At 70.0% G+C, this 17208-nt stretch carries 18 protein-coding genes and 1 tRNA gene; 6 read left to right on the top strand and 13 right to left on the bottom strand.

Translation table 11 applies throughout. The features are described from left to right. Positions 1-64: 64 nt before the first annotated feature. The gene (locus DEJ29_RS16180; protein WP_111095622.1) at positions 65-919 is read left to right on the top strand and encodes a DeoR/GlpR family DNA-binding transcription regulator; all 855 of its coding nucleotides are present in this window, start codon (positions 65-67) and stop codon (positions 917-919) included. After that, positions 916-1848: an aldose 1-epimerase family protein gene (locus DEJ29_RS16175; RefSeq protein WP_111095623.1), complete on the top strand. Its 933-nt coding sequence runs from the start codon at positions 916-918 to the stop codon at positions 1846-1848. Before DEJ29_RS16180 ends, DEJ29_RS16175 begins: the two co-directional genes overlap by 4 nt. 87 nt (positions 1849-1935) lie before the next feature. Here the strand turns inward: DEJ29_RS16175 and DEJ29_RS16170 are convergent, their stop codons facing one another. The 4 genes from DEJ29_RS16170 to DEJ29_RS16155 all read right to left on the bottom strand — a co-directional run bounded on the left by DEJ29_RS16170 (position 1936) and on the right by DEJ29_RS16155 (position 3586). Beyond that, complete coding sequence (locus DEJ29_RS16170; RefSeq protein WP_111095624.1) at positions 1936-2256, bottom strand: hypothetical protein; 321 nt, start codon at positions 2254-2256, stop codon at positions 1936-1938. Between the two features lie 176 nt (positions 2257-2432). After that, positions 2433-3269 (bottom strand): SGNH/GDSL hydrolase family protein, encoded by an 837-nt coding sequence (locus DEJ29_RS16165; protein ID WP_181438251.1) that lies wholly within the window; start codon positions 3267-3269, stop codon positions 2433-2435. Positions 3270-3298: 29 nt separating this feature from the next. Continuing rightward, positions 3299-3371 (bottom strand) — tRNA-Lys (locus DEJ29_RS16160). 53 nt (positions 3372-3424) lie between these two features. Beyond that, positions 3425-3586, bottom strand: a complete 162-nt coding sequence (locus DEJ29_RS16155; protein WP_017888098.1) for a hypothetical protein — start codon at positions 3584-3586, stop codon at positions 3425-3427. A 127-nt stretch (positions 3587-3713) separates the two neighbouring features. On the opposite strand from DEJ29_RS16155, the gene DEJ29_RS16150 reads away from it, so the two are divergent. From DEJ29_RS16150 to DEJ29_RS16140, 3 genes are all read left to right on the top strand, one after another. Then, on the top strand, positions 3714-4343 hold the full coding sequence (locus DEJ29_RS16150; RefSeq protein WP_027466634.1) for a hypothetical protein: 630 nt from the start codon (positions 3714-3716) through the stop codon (positions 4341-4343). A gap of 535 nt (positions 4344-4878) precedes the next feature. Further along, complete coding sequence (sigK, locus tag DEJ29_RS16145; RefSeq protein ID WP_027466633.1) at positions 4879-5478, top strand: ECF RNA polymerase sigma factor SigK; 600 nt, start codon at positions 4879-4881, stop codon at positions 5476-5478. After that, the gene (locus DEJ29_RS16140) at positions 5475-6350 is read left to right on the top strand and encodes an anti-sigma factor (RefSeq protein ID WP_111095626.1); all 876 of its coding nucleotides are present in this window, start codon (positions 5475-5477) and stop codon (positions 6348-6350) included. The genes sigK and DEJ29_RS16140 overlap by 4 nt, the downstream gene beginning before the upstream one ends. Before the next feature lie 274 nt (positions 6351-6624). Here DEJ29_RS16140 and pstB read toward each other — a convergent pair whose 3' ends face one another. The 9 genes from pstB to DEJ29_RS16095 all read right to left on the bottom strand — a co-directional run bounded on the left by pstB (position 6625) and on the right by DEJ29_RS16095 (position 16654). After that, a complete protein-coding gene (gene pstB / locus DEJ29_RS16135; RefSeq protein ID WP_027466631.1) occupies positions 6625-7404 on the bottom strand; it encodes a phosphate ABC transporter ATP-binding protein PstB in 780 nt (259 codons plus the stop codon). A gap of 49 nt (positions 7405-7453) precedes the next feature. Further along, the gene (gene pstA, locus DEJ29_RS16130) at positions 7454-8539 is read right to left on the bottom strand and encodes a phosphate ABC transporter permease PstA (protein ID WP_111024123.1); all 1086 of its coding nucleotides are present in this window, start codon (positions 8537-8539) and stop codon (positions 7454-7456) included. A gap of 13 nt (positions 8540-8552) precedes the next feature. Continuing rightward, the gene (gene pstC / locus DEJ29_RS16125) at positions 8553-9503 is read right to left on the bottom strand and encodes a phosphate ABC transporter permease subunit PstC (RefSeq protein WP_071404716.1); all 951 of its coding nucleotides are present in this window, start codon (positions 9501-9503) and stop codon (positions 8553-8555) included. A gap of 195 nt (positions 9504-9698) precedes the next feature. Continuing rightward, positions 9699-10805, bottom strand: a complete 1107-nt coding sequence (pstS, locus tag DEJ29_RS16120; protein ID WP_071404717.1) for a phosphate ABC transporter substrate-binding protein PstS — start codon at positions 10803-10805, stop codon at positions 9699-9701. 420 nt (positions 10806-11225) lie between these two features. Further along, positions 11226-12173, bottom strand: coding sequence for an NUDIX hydrolase (locus DEJ29_RS16115; protein WP_071404718.1), 948 nt, complete (start codon positions 12171-12173; stop codon positions 11226-11228). Next, positions 12170-14335: an RNA degradosome polyphosphate kinase gene (locus DEJ29_RS16110; RefSeq protein WP_111095627.1), complete on the bottom strand. Its 2166-nt coding sequence runs from the start codon at positions 14333-14335 to the stop codon at positions 12170-12172. The genes DEJ29_RS16115 and DEJ29_RS16110 overlap by 4 nt, the downstream gene beginning before the upstream one ends. A gap of 116 nt (positions 14336-14451) precedes the next feature. Next, on the bottom strand, positions 14452-15045 hold the full coding sequence (locus tag DEJ29_RS16105; RefSeq protein WP_071404720.1) for a hypothetical protein: 594 nt from the start codon (positions 15043-15045) through the stop codon (positions 14452-14454). A gap of 83 nt (positions 15046-15128) precedes the next feature. Then, positions 15129-15971, bottom strand: a complete 843-nt coding sequence (gene mshD / locus DEJ29_RS16100; protein ID WP_111095628.1) for a mycothiol synthase — start codon at positions 15969-15971, stop codon at positions 15129-15131. Then, positions 15971-16654 (bottom strand): response regulator transcription factor, encoded by a 684-nt coding sequence (locus tag DEJ29_RS16095; RefSeq protein WP_017888078.1) that lies wholly within the window; start codon positions 16652-16654, stop codon positions 15971-15973. Before DEJ29_RS16095 ends, mshD begins: the two co-directional genes overlap by 1 nt. Before the next feature lie 178 nt (positions 16655-16832). On the opposite strand from DEJ29_RS16095, the gene DEJ29_RS16090 reads away from it, so the two are divergent. Next, positions 16833-17114, top strand: a complete 282-nt coding sequence (locus DEJ29_RS16090) for a hypothetical protein (protein WP_128780538.1) — start codon at positions 16833-16835, stop codon at positions 17112-17114. Positions 17115-17208: the final 94 nt, after the last annotated feature.

Below are 17208 nucleotides of genomic sequence, written 5' to 3'. Positions count from 1 at the left end.
CGGAACAGCCTAGCGCTCATCCGAAGCGTTGCGAAGGACATCGGAAGCAAGCGAAACTGTCCACATGACGGACGCCGACCTCTCCTTCCTCGCCGGCGCGCTGCCCGCGCCCCTGCGGCAGGACCGCATCGTCGCGATCGTCGACGGGGCCCCGGGCATGGTCCGGACGGCCGTGTTGGCCGCGTCCCTCGGCACCAGCGAGGTGACGGTCCGCCAGGACCTCGCCGTCCTCGACCAGGAGGCCCGGATCCGCCGGGTGCACGGGGGTGCGGTCCGCCTCGGGGCCGGGTCCACCGAGCGCCCCTTCGAGGAGACCGCCGTCGAGCACCAGGTGGCCAAGGCGGCCATCGGCCGTGCTGCGGCGGCGCTGGTGCGCCCGGGGGAGTGCGTCGTCCTCGACGTCGGCACCACGCCCGCCGCCGTCGCCGAGGCGCTCGTGGCGCGGACCGAACTCACCGGCGTCACCGTCGTCACGAACTCCCTCACCACGGCGCTCGCGCTCGAGCGAGCCGTCCCGCGCTTCACCGTGATCGTCACCGGCGGCACCCTCCGGCCTCTGCAGCACTCACTCGTCGCGCCCTTCAACGGCGCGGTCCTGCCGATGATCGCCGCCGACGTCGTGTTCCTCGGTGGCACCGGCCTCGACGTCGACCACGGCCTGACGAACGTGAACCTGCCCGAGACCGAGGCCAAGCGGATGCTCGCGAGGACGGCCCGGCGTACCGTCGTGGTCGCGGACGGGTCGAAGTTCGGCCGGGCCCACATCGGGGTCGTCCGCGCGCTCGAGGACATCGACGTCGTCGTCACCGCCGAGGCCGACGCCGCCGCGGTCGCCACGATCCGGGCGGCCGGGGCCCAGGTGATCGTCGCCGACGGCGAGCAGCACACCGAACCAGCCGGAAGGAAGAACACCCCATGACCGCAGCACCCACGGGTGGCCAGTACCGCCTCCACCACGCCGGGCCCGACGGGGTCGTCGAAGCCGTGGTCACCGAGGTCGCCGCGGGCATCCGCGAACTCCGCGTCGCCGGCTTCGACATCACCGAGCCGTTCCCCGTGACCGAGCAGCCGCCGGGAGCGAACGGGATCGTCCTGGCACCCTGGCCGAACCGCGTCGCCGGTGGTGTGTGGGAGCTGGACGGCAAGCGGCAGCAGCTCGACGTCTCGGAGCCGAAGTACGGCAACGCGTCGCACGGACTGCTCCGGTTCGCCCCGTACCGGGTGGTCTCGCAGACCGAGACGTCGATCCAGCAAGAGGCGACGATCCACCCGCAGCACGGGTGGCCCTTCACCCTCGAGACGCGCGTGCTGCACGAACTCGTCGACGACGGCATCCGCGTCACGCACGAGGTCACGAACCGTTCGGGCGTCCGTGCACCCTTCGCGGTCGGTGCACACCCGTACCTGCGCGCCGGTGACACCCCCGCCGACGACCTGGTCGTCACGCTCGACGCTGCGACCGCCTTCACCGTCGACGAGCAGAAGGTGCCGAACGGTTCGGTGCCGGTCGAGGGCACGCCGTACGACCTGCGCCAGGGGCGGCGTGCCGGGGACTCGGACCTCGACACCGCGTACAAGGACGTCAGCCCCGACGCCGAGGGGATCCGCCGGACGACGATGCACGGGCCCGAGGGCGACGGTGTGGAGCTCTGGCAGGACGCCTCGTTCCCCTACGTGCAGGTCTTCACCTCGCGCGAGTACCCGCGGGGCGACGGGACGGGCCTCGCCGTCGCGGTCGAACCGATGACGGCGCCCGCGAACGCCCTGAACTCCGGCGAGGGCCTGCGCTGGCTCGAGCCGGACGAGACCTGGACCGGTTCGTGGGGGATCCGTCGCGTCTGGTCCTGAGGACTCCGGCCGGCGCCACCGCTGACACGAGGAAGGCCCCGCCGGGTGTCCGGTGGGGCCTTCTGTGTTCGTGTCGGACGCCGGGCGTCAGCCGCGGCGCATCCGGAGCGCCTCGACCGCGAGGGACTCGGTCGCGTACCGGCCGACCTCGTGCGCCCACGCCGGGTCGTCGCCGCGGAGCGCGATGAAGTCCTTGCGCTGCCGGCAGACGTAGCCGAGCACGGCGGTGGCCGTCGCGACCTCGATGAAGTCCTTGCGGATGCGGCGGGTCGTGACCTGGGCGTTGCGGCGGAGCGTGTCGAGCAGGAGCTCGTTGCTCATCGTCGTGTTGGTCGCTGCTGCGAGCTCGACGATGCGGCGCGCGTCACCGGTGGTGCTGGTCTGCGTGGCTTCGATGGGCTCGATCACGGTGTACCCCGTTCGTTCGTGGTGGTGCTGTGCTGCAGGATCCGGTGATCGGATCCGGGAACGACACTATCGGCGGCAGCCCAACAATCCGCTGAGGGTGGGCTGTGGTGGGCAGGGGATCTCCCATGAGCCCGCTGGGGACGGGTTGTACCCCGTTCAGGAGCAGACGGCGTCCCTCAGACGCAGCGGGCGCTGCCGACGGGTGCGCCGAGGGCGTCGAGGGACTCGCTGACGCGGTCCGCCAGGTACTGGTAGCCGGCGTCGTTCGGGTGGCCGCCGTCGACGGCGGAGTACCCCGGGCTGTTGCTCGACGTGAACCACCTGCCGGCGAGGGCGTCGATGTACGGGACACCGGCGGCGGTGGCACCCGCGGAGACCGACGCGGCGACACCGACGGTCGAGTTCGCCCACGGGAGCGGTGCTGACGGGCCGAGCGCGACGACGACGGCGTCCGGCCAGGTCTGCTGCGCCGTGCGGAGGGTCCGCTCCACCGTGGTGCGGAGGGTGTCCGAGTCGACGAGCCAGTCGTTCTGGCTTCCCTGCACGATCACGAGCTGGGGGTCGAACGCAGCGTGCCGCTCGAGGCGTGGCCCGTACGTGTAGTGCGACGAACCGGTCCGACCGGTGTCGACGTAGCCCGTGCCCGGGTACCCGTCGATCTTGGCCGTCCACCCACGGTCCTCGCTGAGGTCCTGTGCCCAGCCGCGGAGTCCGCTGGCCGAGCCCCGACCCGAGGTGTACGAGTCGCCCACGATCAGGACGCGTGACCCGGGCTCGATCGCCGCGGCGACGCGGTCGGCTGAGACGCCGGGGGCAGCGACGGCCGAGGCCGAGGTCGACGAGGACACCGGCTGGCAGGCACTCGAGACGCTCGGCAGGATCAGCAGGAGTCCGGAGACCCCGAGTGCCATCGTGCCGAGGGCGAGTGCCGGCACCAGCTTCCGGCGGCGTCGGCGCATCGTCGCCGGGCCGGTGGGGGTGCCCGGCCGCTCGCGCTGCGATCGTCGGCCCATCGAGGACATTCTAGACAGGAGCTAGTGGGTGGGCCCCGTGGGGCTCGAACCCACGACCCTCGGATTAAAAGTCCGGTGCTCTACCAACTGAGCTAGAGGCCCTCACCCGCAAGGCTAGCGGGTGAGGGCCTCCGAGACGGAACCGTCTGACCGGGTCAGCCCCGGCGTCCGGTGAGCGTCCGCAGCAGCCACGCGATGACCGCGATGATCAGCAGCACGATGCCGACGTAGAGCAGGAACTTGAGGCTCGCAGCGAAACCGCCGACGAACAGCAGGATGACTGCGATCACAGCCAGGATGATGAGCAGGGCGTTCATGGATGGTCCTCTCCTTCACGTGCAGGGAGGAGCGCCTCCCTGCCGCAACACGGTACGCGTGGCGCAGCGGTTGCGTTCTGGGCGAACGGGACGCGGGCGTGTCACCGGCCGCGCCTACACTGCTGCGGTGCCTCGCGATCACCACCGTCCCGTCCACTTCACCGACGCCGAGTTCGCCGCCATCCAGGGCGGTGAGGACCCGGCGCTCGTGAACCGTGTCGCGCACGAGACCGCGAACGCCCTGCTGCACCGGGTGCGCGAGGACCCGGACCCGGCCGTGGTCGAGCGGCTCGTCACCTACACCGACGTGCACGGCATCGACGCCATCGCGGAACTGTGGGCACGGGTCGGGGCACACACGCTGCCGGGGGCGCTCTGGCGGGTGTACCTCGTGCGCATCGTCATCCGGCAGAACCCGGAGGAGATCGCGTACCTGTTCGAGCGGGGCACGGCGCAGATCGGCACGATCGACCAGGCGGTCGCGGGTGCCGAGGAACCGACGGGGCCGGCGGAGATCCTGACGCTCGCCGACCGCATCCTGCACGGCCTGTACACGGGCGACCTCGCGGTGGCGCTCGACCGCGGGGCGTCGTTCTGCCGTCTGACCGCCGCCGGCGCGACCGCCGTGGCGGACGAGTCCGACCTGGTGGCATCCGAGCGCGCGAGCGAACTCACGACGCGGGCGCTCCGCCTGACGGAGCTGGCGGCCGACCTGACCGAGGCAGCGGCGCTCTGGCGCCGCGACAGCCTGGACTGAGCGAGCGGCGGGGCGGACCCGCACCGGGCCTCCAGGCCAGGGCCGCGCACCAGCGCGATGACGCGCACGGCCAAGACCGCGCAGCAGCAGGCCGGAACGCATCCGGGCATGAAAAGACCGGGCCGCAGAAGCGCCTCTCGGCGCGAGGCCGCTCGAAGCGGCGAATTTTGGAGCCCGGGGCTTGCTGCGGCCCGGCGAGACCAAGTCTACGAGACGTCGGCTGATCACTCGACCCTGTTCACTCATGGTGGACAGAACCGGCCCCGGGCGTGCCCGCGCGCACCCCTGTGCGGGCCCGCCGCGCCCATCCCGCCGAGAAATCCCGACCCCATCCAATCCACAGCGGGGACCGCACCGAATCATCTGCGTGACGGACGGAATGCCCGTCACGAAGCGAGAGGCCCGGTGTGACCCGGACCGGCACCGCCGGTCAATTCCCTGTGGGTCACGCCGGCCCCTCGTCTCGACCGCCCATGCGGAGGCTTCGTGCTACCCGCCTGGTCAACGAAAGCAACCGAGAGGAGGGAAACCTGCAATGCTTGCCCTCGTGGATAGCGACACCGAACGCTGGAGCTCGTCAGAGCCAGCTCAGGCATCGCCGGACGACCTCCTCGCCCGGGTCGCCGCCGGTGACCAAGCCGCCTTCGCGGACCTCTACGACGCACTCTCCGGGCGGGTCCTCGGTCTGATCACGCGCCTCCTCCGGGACCGCGCGCAGTCGGAAGAGGTCACGCAGGAGGTCTTCCTGGAGGTCTGGCAGCAGGCCACCCGCTTCGACCGGAAGCGTGGGACGGCCGCCAGCTGGGTCCTCACCATGGCCCACCGCCGAGCGGTCGACCGGGTCCGTGCCTCGCAGTCGTCGCACGACCGCGACACCAAGATCGGCATCCGCGATCTCGAGGCCGGTTTCGACCAGGTCTCCGAGTCCGTCGAGATCCGCATCGAGCACGAGCGCGTCGGCCGAGCGCTGGCGAAGCTCACCGAGTTCCAGCGGCAGGCTGTGCAACTCGCGTACTACGGCGGCTACTCGCACAGCGAGATGGCCGAACACCTCGGTGTCCCCATCGGCACCGTCAAGACCCGTCTCCGTGACGGGATGATCCGACTCCGAGACGAGATGGGGGTGACCTCATGACCGAACGCCACGACGACCCCGCACTGATGACGGGTTCCCACGCACTCGACGCGCTGTCCGACGACGAGCGCGCGCTCCTCGAGGACGCCCTCCGGACGTCCCCCGAGCTGCAGGCCGAGAACGACTCGCTGCGCGAGACCGCGCTGCAGCTCGCCTACGCCGTCGCACCGATCGAGCCCCCCGCGTCGCTGAAGGCGTCGCTGCTGGCCCGGATCGCGACGACCCCCCAGGCCGCGCCCCTCGCCGACACGACGGTCGACCAGACCCCGGTCGCCGAGACCACCTCCGTCCAGGAGGCCCGTCCCGAGCCCGCCAGGCACGTCGCCTCGATCGCCGACGGCCCCACCGCCGATGGCCGGGCATCGTCCGAAGCTCGCCGCCGCTGGTTCCAGCGTCCGGCGGTCATGCTGACGGCCGCAGCTGCCGTCGCCGCGGTCTTCTTCGGCGGACTCGGCGTCGGGTCGATCTTCGACCCGAACGGCCCCGGCACCGGCACCACGCAGGCCTCGAGCGGCCTCGACCGCATCTACGCCGCCTCGGACTTCCAGCGCACGACGACCAAGGTCGCGGGCGGCGGTTCGGCGACGGTCGTGTGGTCGAACGACCTCGGCAAGTCCGCGGTGATCCTCGACGGTGTCGAGCAGGCGCCGAAGGGCAAGACGTACGAGCTCTGGTACATCGGCTCCGAGGAGCAGGGCGGCACCATCAAGTCGGCCGGCCTGGTCGACGGTGCGGCTGACGGTGTGCACTCCGCCGTGCTCAAGGGCGCGATGTCCGAGGGCGCGACGATCGGGATGACGGTCGAGCCCGAGGGCGGTTCCGAGCAGCCCACCACCTCGCCGATCATGGCGGTCCCCACCACCACGGCCTGAGGCATTCCGGAAGGTGCCCGTGCAGTCGATGCGCGGGCACCTTTCGTCGTTCCACGAGTCGATCGACGCGTGGACTGTCGGAACATGCGCACGCAACGTCTGCGTGCGCATCGAGCGACGAACCACGAGTCGATCGACGCGTGGATCGTCGGAACATGCGCACGTCCCGCGGGTTGCCGTCGCACCCGGCGCAACCACGAAGGCCCGGTGCGCGTCCGTGGCGGACGTGCACCGGGCCTCCAGGCCGTCCGTCAGTGCGACGGACGGATGCCGATCAACCGAAGCGGCCCGAGACGTAGTCCTCGGTGGCCTGCACGGACGGGTTCGAGAACATCGTCGCGGTGTCGTCGAACTCGATGAGCTTGCCGGGGGCGCCGGTGCCGGCGATGTTGAAGAACGCCGTCTTGTCGCTGACGCGCGACGCCTGCTGCATGTTGTGGGTCACGATCACGATCGTGAACTCCTTCTTGAGCTCCTCGATCAGGTCCTCGATGGCGAGGGTCGAGATCGGGTCGAGGGCCGAGCAGGGCTCGTCCATCAGGAGCACGTCCGGCTCGACCGCGATCGCGCGGGCGATGCAGAGACGCTGCTGCTGCCCACCGGACAGGCCCATGCCGGGCTTGTCGAGGCGGTCCTTGACCTCGTTCCACAGGTTCGCGCCCTGCAGCGAGCGCTCGACGATGTCGTCGGCCTCGGAGCGGGAGACGCGCTTGTTGTTGAGCTTCACGCCCGCCAGCACGTTGTCGCGGATCGACATCGTGGGGAACGGGTTCGGACGCTGGAAGACCATGCCGACCTGACGACGGACGAGCACGGGGTCGACGCCGGCGCCGTACAGGTCGTCGCCGTCGATCTTGACCGAGCCCTCGACCCATGCGCCGGGGATGACCTCGTGCATGCGGTTCAGGGTGCGGAGGAAGGTGGACTTGCCGCAGCCCGACGGGCCGATGAAGGCCGTGACGGTGCGGGGCTCGATGGTGATGTCGACACCCTCGACCGCCTTGAACTTCGAGTAGTAGACGTTGAGGCCGTCGACCTCGATGCGCTTGGACACGTTGATCCTTCTGGGTGGGTGGTGTCGCTGGTTCCGCGGGGGCGGAGGGTCAGCGGCTGAGCTTGGGGGCGAAGAGACGGGTGATGAACCGGGCGAGCAGGTTGAGCAGCATCACGATCAGGATGAGCACGAGGGCCGCGGTCCAGGCCCGGTCGACGAACGGCACCGGGTTGGCGCCCTGCTGCGAGTACTGCGTGTACGCGTACACCGGCAGGGTCATCATCGGGTCACGGAACAGGTTGTAGTTCATGCTCGCGGTGAAGCCGGCGGTGACGAGCAGCGGGGCGGTCTCACCGATGACGCGGGCGATCGAGAGCATCACGCCGGTGGTGATGCCGGCGAGGCTGGTGGGGAGCACGACCTTGAGGATCGTGAGGTACTTCGGCACCCCGAGGGCGTACGAGGCCTCGCGGAGTTCCATCGGGACGATCTTCAGCACCTCTTCGGTGGAGCGCACGACGATCGGGATCATCAGCACCGACAGGGCGACGGAGCCGACCAGGCCGAAGCGGGCCCCCGGGCCGAGGAACAGCGCGAAGAGCGCGTAGGCGAACAGACCGGCGACGATCGACGGGATGCCCGTCATGACGTCGACGAAGAACGTGATGCCCTTCGCCAGTGCGCCGCGACCGTACTCGACGAGGTAGATCGAGGTGAGCAGGCCGATCGGCACCGAGATGAGCGCCGCGAACAGCGTGATCTCGAGCGTGCCGATGAGGGCGTGGACCGCGCCGCCGCCCTCGGAGATGACCCCGCGCATCGAGTACGAGAAGAAGTTCGCGTCGAAGCGGGCGACGCCCTTGGCGATGACCGTCCAGAGCAGCGACACCAGCGGCAGGACCGCGATGACGAACGCCGTGATGACGAGCGAGGTGACCAGGCGGTCGACCGCTTTGCGGCCACCCTCGACGATGCGCGAGATGACGACGATCAGGACGTCGAACAGGACCGTGCCGAGGAAGATCGCGGCGACGACGTTGAAGTCCTTGACGGCGCCACCCGCGTTGAGCAGGGCGAAGACCAGGACGAGGGCGACCCAGCTGCCGACGAGCAGCAGCCACGGGACGGAGGCGTGCAGCTTGCCGTTGGCGTAGACGTTGCCGGCGGTGCCGGTCTGACGGAGCGCGAGGGACATCGGGTGCGACCTCTCAGCTGACTCGGCTGCGGACGATGTACCGCGCGAGCATGTTGATGACCAGGGTGATGACGAAGAGGATCAGACCCGACGCGATGAGCGCGTTCAGGGCCGTGCCGGATGCCTCGGCGAACTGCAGGGCGATGTTCGCCGCGATCGTCGAGGGGTTCTGCGACGTCAGCATCTGGAACGTGACGTTCGTCGAGACCGACAGCACCAGCGCGATCGCCATCGTCTCGCCGAGTGCACGACCGAGGCCGAGCATGATCGCGGAGACGATGCCGGACTTCGCGAACGGCAGGACCGACAGGCGGATCATCTCCCAGCGGGTCGCGCCGAGGGCCAGGGCCGCTTCCTCGTTGAGGGTCGGGGCCTGCAGGAAGATCTCACGCATGACCGCGGTCATGATCGGGATCGCCATGACGGCGAGGACGATCGACGCGGTCAGGATCGTGCGACCGGTGCCGGACACCTGGCCGGAGAACAGCGGGAACCAGCCGATGTACTCGTTCAGGAACACGTAGAACGGCTTCACCAGGGGCGCCAGCACGGCGATGCCCCAGAGGCCGTAGACGACCGACGGCACGGCGGCCAGCAGGTCGATCACGTAGCCGAGGACCGGCGCGAGTCGACGCGGCGCGAAGTGCGAGATGAAGAGGGCGATCCCCAGGGACAGCGGCACGGCGATCACCAGCGCGATGAGCGCGGACCAGACGGTGCCGAAGACCAGGGGGCCGACGAAGTCCCAGAAGTTCGTGGCCTTGCCCGGCAGCTCGCCGACCTTGGCGGAGAAGGCCGGGATGCTCTGCCAGACGAGGAACGCGGCGACGAGCACGAGCACGAAGAGGATGAGGCCGCCGGCGATGACCGAGGCGGCGGAGAAGACGCGGTCGCCGACACGGACGACGGGCTTCGGCTTGGTCGGGGTGACGGTGGCCCCTGGCTGGGCCGGTGCGGTCGTCATGGGGTACTCCTGTCGGAGGAACGCCGGGGGAGGCGACGGGTTCTGGGGTGGTGGTGCGGTGTCCGTGCCGTGGGCCCGGACGGGTGCGCGTCCTGGTGGGTCCTGGACGGCCGCGCGTCCGGTGGGGTCCTGGACGGCTGAGTGCCCGGACGCCGGTCGAGTGGGTGGGACCGGCGTCCGGGCGCTCAGGGGGCCTTACTTGATGGAAGCGACCGCGTCCTTGGCCTTCGACGCGAGGTCGGAGGAGAGGGCGGCCGACTTGGCCTCCTTGGCAGCGGCGTCCTGAGCGGCGCTCGAGACGACGTAGTCGAGGTAGCCCTTCACGAGCTCGGCCTTGTCGGCGTCCTTGTACTCCTGGCACGCGATGGCGTAGGAGACGAGGACCAGCGGCCAGGCACCGTCAGCGGTGTCCTTGCGGTCGATGTCGATCGCGAGGTCGTTGTCCTCGCGGCCGGTCGCGATCTTCGAGTCGGCGACGACCTGCGCGGCGCCGTCGGCCGAGATCTCGGTCGCCTTGTCGCCGACCATCAGCTTCGCGCGGTCGAGGTCACCCGCACCGGAGTCGTCGATGTAGGTGATGGCGTTGGTGGCGTTGCCCATCGCGGAGGCGACACCGGAGGTGCCCTTCGCGCTGTCACCGACCGAGTACGGGAAGGTCTGGCTGGGCTCTTCGGTCCAGACGTCCGAAGCGTTCGCGGAGACGTACTCCGAGAAGTTCTGCGTGGTGCCCGAGTCGTCGGAGCGGTGGACGACCGTGATGTCGGCGTCCGGCAGCTTCGCGTCCTTGTTCAGGTCGGCGATCTCGGAGTCGTCCCACTTGGTGATCTTGCCCGAGAAGATGCCCGCGATGGTCTTCGCGTCGAGCGTCAGGTCGCTGACGCCGTCGACCTTGTACGCGATGGCGATCGGGGAGATGTAGACGGGGATGTCGATGCCCTTGGTGTCCGCCTTGCAGGACTCGAACTTGCCCGAGAGCTCCTCGTCCTTCAGCGCGGCGTCGGAGCCGGCGAAGTCCGCGGCACCCGACATGAAGTTCTCGCGGCCGGCGCCCGAGCCGTCCGGGGTGTAGTTCACGGTGACGCCCGAGGCCTCGTTCTGGAAACCGGCGGCCCAGGTGGCCTGCGCGGTCTGCTGTGCCGACGAGCCGGAGCCGGTCAGGGTGCCGGAGAGCTTCGAGTAGTCGCTGCCGCTGGTGGAGGAGGACTCGGTGCTGCCCGCGTCCTCGTTCGCCGCGCACGAGGAGAGCACGACTGCGCCGGCGATCGCGATTGCTGCGATCGAACCGATTCGCTTGATGTTCACAGGGGTCCCTTCGGGAATGGAATGCAGTGGGACCACTGCGGTCCCTGGGCCGGTGCCGACCCGGGAGCGACTGTAGGGACGCGAGGTGACCGCAATCACCCCCGCTGGTGAACGGGAGGTGAACGAGGGGTTGTCCACGTCGGGGCGGCGTGCGCCGCTCCCGCGCAGGGAGCAGGATCGGGGGCACTGTGCGCTCGTTCGGAAGATGCGCACGCATGATCGCGGACGAGCGGTCGGGAGGCCCGGATCGCGTTCCCGGGCGCGGCGCGGCCCCGTCGTGTGGCCGGGTACCGGGCGTCTGCGCTGCGGTCCGGTGGCGCTGCGGTCCGGCGGCACTGCGGTGCGGCGGCGCTGTGGTCCGCCGGCGCTGCGGTGCGGCGGCGCTGTGGTCCGCCGGCGCTGCGGTCTGGCGGTGGCCAGCTACGCCGGGATCGTGTTGCGGTGCGTCTCGACCGCGACGAGGGTGTCCCCGGCGATGTGCATGACGGAGAAGTCCCCGACGGACAGCATCGCGGCGCGGCGCAGGTCGAAGCGGCCGGAGTCGTCGGCGGTCGCGGTGGCGATCCGGGCGATGATGTCGGGCAGCACCGGGCCGTGCGAGCAGAGGACGGCGGTCTTGCCCTTGTCGAGCCGGCGCCGGACGACGCCCTTGACGTCGGCGGCGCCGCGGTCGTGGGCGTCCTGGCTGATGTCGGCGGTGCTCGAGACCCCGAGCTTCGTCGCGGCGGACAGCGGTTCGACGGTCGCGAGGCACCGCGCCGCCGTGCTGCTCACAATCTTCTTCGGGCCGAACGCCGCGACCGGTGCGGCGGCGGCCTTGGCCTGCGAACGGCCGACGGGCAGCAGCGGACGGGTGGCGTCGGGGCCGTCCCAGTCCGAGCCGGGCACCGTCTTCGCGTGGCGCAGGGTGATCAGGGCGAACGTGCGGTGCTGTCCGGCGGCGGCGCGTTCGGCGAACCGGTCGAGGATCGCGACGTCCCGCTCGTACGTCAGGCGGTTGCGGGCGTCGTCGATCGTGACCCACTCGAGCGCGGCGACCTCGTGGTTCGGCACGAAGGCGCCGGCGCGGGCGTACTCCTTGGCCGAGACCCGGGCCGCCCAGTAGTGCACGACCTTGTCGCGGCCGTTCGGCAGCACGTACTCGGCGGTGCCGAGCGGTGCGCCGAGGTGGACGCGGTACCCGGTCTCCTCGTCGATCTCGCGCACGGCGGTCGTCGGGACGGCCTCGCCCGGGTCCACCTTGCCCTTGGGCAGGGAGACGTCCTTGTGGTGGTCGCGGTGGATGAGCAGCACGAGGGGCGTGCCGTCCTGTTCGCGCCAGACGACCGCACCCGCAGCGACGACGGGGCCCGAGGGACCGCCGCTCACCGAGTCGAGCGCTTCCGGGCCGAGATCTTCCGCATGGTCACATTCTGCACGTCCTCGAGCGGACGGCCCGCATCGTCCGTGGAGTGCCGTGTCCACTCGCCGTCGGACTCCAGGTGCCACGAGCTGGCGGTGTCGGCCATCGCCAGGTCGAACATCTCCTGAACCTCGTTGATGTGGTCCGGGGCGACCAGCCGCACGAGCGCCTCGACGCGTCGGTCGAGATTGCGGTGCATCATGTCGGCGCTGCCGATGAACACCGCCGGGTCGCCGTCGTTGTGGAACGCGAACGCACGGGAGTGCTCGAGGTAGCGCCCGACGATGCTCCGCACGCGGATCGTGTCGCTGACGCCTTCCATGCCCGGCTTGAGCGAGCAGATGCCGCGCACCCACACGTCGATCGGCACCCCGGCCTGGCTCGCCAGGTACAGCGCGTCGATGATCTGCTCGTCGACCATCGAGTTGACCTTGATCCGGATGCCCGAGGGCTTGCCGGCACGGGCGTTGGCGGCCTCGGTCTGGATGCGCTTGAGCAGGCCCTTCCGCAGGTGCAGCGGTGCCACGAGCAGGCGCTTGAACTTCTTCTCGATGGCGTAGCCGGACAGCTCGTTGAACAGGCGGGTGAGGTCCTTGCCCACCGTGTCGTCCGACGTGAAGAGGCCCATGTCCTCGTAGATGCGCGAGGTCTTGGGGTTGTAGTTGCCCGTGCCGATGTGGCTGTAGTGCTTGAGCGTCCCGCCCTCTTGCCGGATGACGAGCACGAGCTTCGAGTGCGTCTTCAGCCCGACCAGGCCGTAGACGACGTGCACGCCGGCCTTCTCGAGCTTCCGGGCCCAGGTGATGTTGTTCTGCTCGTCGAAGCGGGCCTTGATCTCGACCAGGGCGAGGACCTGCTTGCCAGCGGCCGCAGCGTCGATCAGCGCTTCGACGATGGGGCTGTCGCCGGAGGTGCGGTACAGGGTCTGCTTGATCGCCAGGACGTTCGGGTCGGCCGCGGCCTGCTCGAGGAACGCCTGCACGCTCGTGGCGAAGGACTCGTAGGGGTGGTGGACCAGGACGTCGTTCGCCTTGATCGCGCGGAACAGGTTGGGCTTGGTGTTCGGCTCACCCGGCTGGAACTGCACCGGGGTGGTCGGCACGTGCTTCGGGTAGTGCAGGTCCGGACGGTTGATCTTGGAGATCTCGAACAGCCCACCGAGGTCGAGCGGCGACGGCAGCCGGAAGACCTCTTCCTCGGTGATGTCGAGTTCACGCACGAGCAGGTCGAGCGTCACCGGATCCATGTCCTCGGTGATCTCGAGGCGGATCGGCGGACCGAACCGGCGGCGCAGGAGCTCGCGCTCGAGCGCCTGGATGAGGTTTTCGGCCTCGTCCTCCTCGATCTCGACGTCCTCGTTGCGAGTGACCCGGAACACGTGGTGCTCGAGGACCTCCATCCCCGGGAACAGGTCGTCGAGGTGGTTCGCGATGAGGTCTTCGAGCGGGATGAAGCGCATCCGGCCGGAGTTGTCGTCGGGGAGCTTGATGAAGCGCGAGAAGTTCTGCGGCACCTTGAGGCGCGCGAACTCCTGGCGCTGCGACTTCGGGTTGCGGACCCGCACCGCCAGGTTGAGCGAGAGCCCGGAGATGTAGGGGAACGGGTGCGCCGGGTCGACGGCCAGGGGCATGAGCACCGGGAAGATCTGCTCGTTGAAGTACTCCCGCATCCGCTGCCGGTCGGCTTCGTCGAGGTCGGACCAGTGCTCGATGTGGATGCCCGCGGCGTCGAGGTCGGGCTTGAGCGACCCGATGAAGGCCTGGGCGTGCCGGTCCTGCAGCTCGTGGGCCTTCTTCGCGATGTCCCGCAGGACGTCGCTGGGAGCACGGCCGACGTTGGTCGGGACGGCGATGCCGGTGTCGATGCGCCGCTTCAGGCCGGCGACGCGGACCATGAAGAACTCGTCGAGGTTGGACGCGAAGATCGCCAGGAAGTTCGCCCGCTCGAGCAGGGGCTGCGTGCGGTCTTCACCCAGCTCGAGCACGCGCTGGTTGAACCGGAGCCAGCTGAGCTCGCGGTCGAAGTAGCGGTCCGTCGGCAGCGACTCGTGCTCGATCTCGACGACCTCGTCGAAGTCGTCCAGGTCGGGTGCGACGGATTCGCCGTCGAGCTGCGGTTCGGTGTCCATCCCCACATCCTGCCACCCGGCCCCTGCCACCGGAGGGGCCTCGGTGGACGCTGTGGAAACCGGCGGTGAACCGTTCGGTTGTGCAGGAACGGCCGCGACGGACCGAGGTGCTGCGCTCAGCGCGCGAAGACCTGCACGAACGCGCCCCACTGCGCCGGCGCCCGCTGCTCGAGCCACGCGCAGAACTCGGGGTAGGCGGCATCGATGGACAGGACACTGATCACCCCGCGCTGGCCGTGCACCTTGACGTCCAGGCCGCCGAAGCGGTTCGTCGTGGGCCGGATGTGCTTGATGGCAGCGGGGTCGACGGTCCGGGCGGCACGGAACATCGGCGTGACGACCAGCTGCGAGTCGTACGCCTCGACCCGGCGCCGCTTCTGCCCGACGCCCAGGTAGACGAACAGCAGCCCGAACAGCCCGATGCCGAGACCGCCGAGGAGCATCCCGATCGCCTCGGGGTCGTCGAGCAGGGCGAGTGCGGCCAGCAGGAAGAACCCGCCGACCACGATGAAGACGATCCCGATGATCCGGAGCAGCAGGTAGTTCCACCGGCGAGCGCGGACGGTGAAGAGCACGCCGTACGCCTCGTCCCCGACGACCGTCGACGGGGGTCGCTTCCGGTCGCTCTGGCGGACGAGTGCGGTGACGACGGCGGGGATGGCGACCATCGCGGCCATCGCGAGGAACACCGGCGACGGGTTGAAGTTCACCGCCCTGCCCCCGAGCGTGTGTCCGGACGTCGTCGTTCGATGGGCGATCCGCCCTGGTCCCCCTGGATCATGGGCGCAGCGTATCAGCGACCTGAGGGTTGCTCCGGCGCCGCGTACTGCACGTCGATCGCGTGCTGTGTGAACCCCGAGCGCCGGTACAGCGCCAGCGCCGGCTCGTTGTCCCCCTCGACGTACAGCGCGGCGGCGGTCAGCCCGCGGCCGCGCAGCCGAGCGGTGCCCGCACGCATGAGCACTCCGCCGAGTCGCTGCCCCTGGAGGTCGGGCCGCACGGCGACGGCGTAGAACTCGCCGATGCCGTCCTCGACCTTGAGCCAGCACGAGCCCGCGAGCTGCCCAGAGGCGTCGCGGAGCAGCAGCAGGTCCTCGCCGGAGAACCAGTCGTCGGCCTCGCGGGCGTGCAGGTCGTCGAGCGTCATCCGCCCCTGCTCGGGGTGGTGGGCGAAGGCGGCGGCGTTCAGCGCGAGCCAGTCGGTCTCGTCGTCGGTGCCGGGGCGGAACGCCGACAGCGAATAGCCGTCGGGCAGCGCCACGTCGGCATCAGCGTCGGCGGCGACGTCCACATCGGAGTCGGCGACGGGCGCCCGGAGCTGCAGCAGCGTGCGGACCGCGCGCCAGCCGAACCGGTCGGCCAGCGCTCGCGCTGCCGGGTGGTCCCCGTGCGCCCACGCGAGCCGCGGAGCGGCCCCGCCGCCCAGCGCGAGTGCCTGCGTCACCAGGGCCGTGCCGATGCCCTGGCCACGGGCCTCCTGGGCGACGACGAGTTCCAGCTCGCCGTCACGGACCACGGCGACCCCGTGGTCGACGGTCAGGACGGTCGCGCGCCCGGCGCGGACGTCCACCAGGGTCTGGTCGGAGAACGGGGGAGCCTCGCCGAGGGCGACGTAGCTGCCGAGGTCGGGCAGCACTACTGCCCCATCAGGCGCTCGGCCTCGTCGTCGTAGACGTTGAAGCGGTACCCGACGTTGCGGACGGTGCCGATGAGCGACTCGAGGTCGCCGAGCTTGGCGCGCAGTCGTCGGACGTGCACGTCGACCGTGCGGGTGCCACCGAAGTAGTCGTACCCCCAGACCTCGCTGAGCAGCTGCTCGCGGGTGAAGACGCGTGACGGGTGGGTGGCGAAGAAGCGCAGGAGCTCGAACTCCTTGAACGTCAGGTCGAGCGGCCGGCCGCGCACCTTGGCGGAGTAGCTGGCCTCGTCGATGACGACACCGGACGCCTGGATCTTCGAGCTCGTCTGGCCCTTCGCCGCACGACCGGCCGACAGCCGGATGCGGGCGTCGATCTCGGCCGGGCCCGCGCTCTCGAGTACGACGTCGTCGACGTTCCAGTCGCTGTTGACGGCGGTCAGTCCGCCCTCGGTGACGACGAGCACGATCGGCGTGGTCGACCCCGACGAGGCGAGGATCTTGCACAGGGCCTTCGCGCTGACCAGGTCGGTGCGGGCGTCCACGAACATCAGGTCGCTCTGCGGGGCGTTGACCAGCTGTGCGGCCTCGGCCGGCACGTGGCGGATCCGGTGGCTCAGGAGGCCCAGGCTCGGCAGGACGTCTCCGGGCGCGGTCGAGGTGAGTACCAGGAGCTGTGCCACAGGACCTCCGGAGGTGGATGACGTCGTGGAGACATCCTAGTGATGCTCGGGAAGGACTCATCCGGCCGGACGGATTGCGCGTCATCCCGCACCGCACGGCGCGAGCAGCGCACCGCTCGGCGCGAGCACCGCACCGCACGGTGCGTGCGTTCCGCACGTCCCTGACATGATGGAGCGCGTGACCGAGCCCGTGCACCCCACCGACCAGCGTCGCCTGCGGCTGACGTCCGTCCTGCCGGTCTGGGTGCTGGCGGTCGTCGGGGCCGTGCTCGTGCTGACCGTGGCCGAGCGCGATGCCTTCGCCTGGCTGCTGCTCGTCTTCGTCGCCTGCGTGATGGTCAGCTTCGTGCTGCAGCTCATCACCGCCACCAAGGACGGTCTGGTCGAACGGATCAGCATCGCGTCGTCCGGGGCGTTCGTCGTGGTCCTCGTCACCGCGGTGGTGCTCCTGGCGCGTTGAGCCGAGCCGCGTAGACTCCGAGCATGGATTCGCTGCTTGCGCTCGAGCTCTTCTACGTCGGCCTCCTCGGCCTGGCGTCGCTCGCGATCGCGTT

Source organism: Curtobacterium sp. MCPF17_021, from assembly GCF_003234605.2.
GTDB lineage: Bacteria > Actinomycetota > Actinomycetes > Actinomycetales > Microbacteriaceae > Curtobacterium > Curtobacterium flaccumfaciens.
The sequence above is the reverse complement of the archived record's forward strand: the minus strand, read 5'-3'. Positions and strand labels throughout refer to the sequence as shown.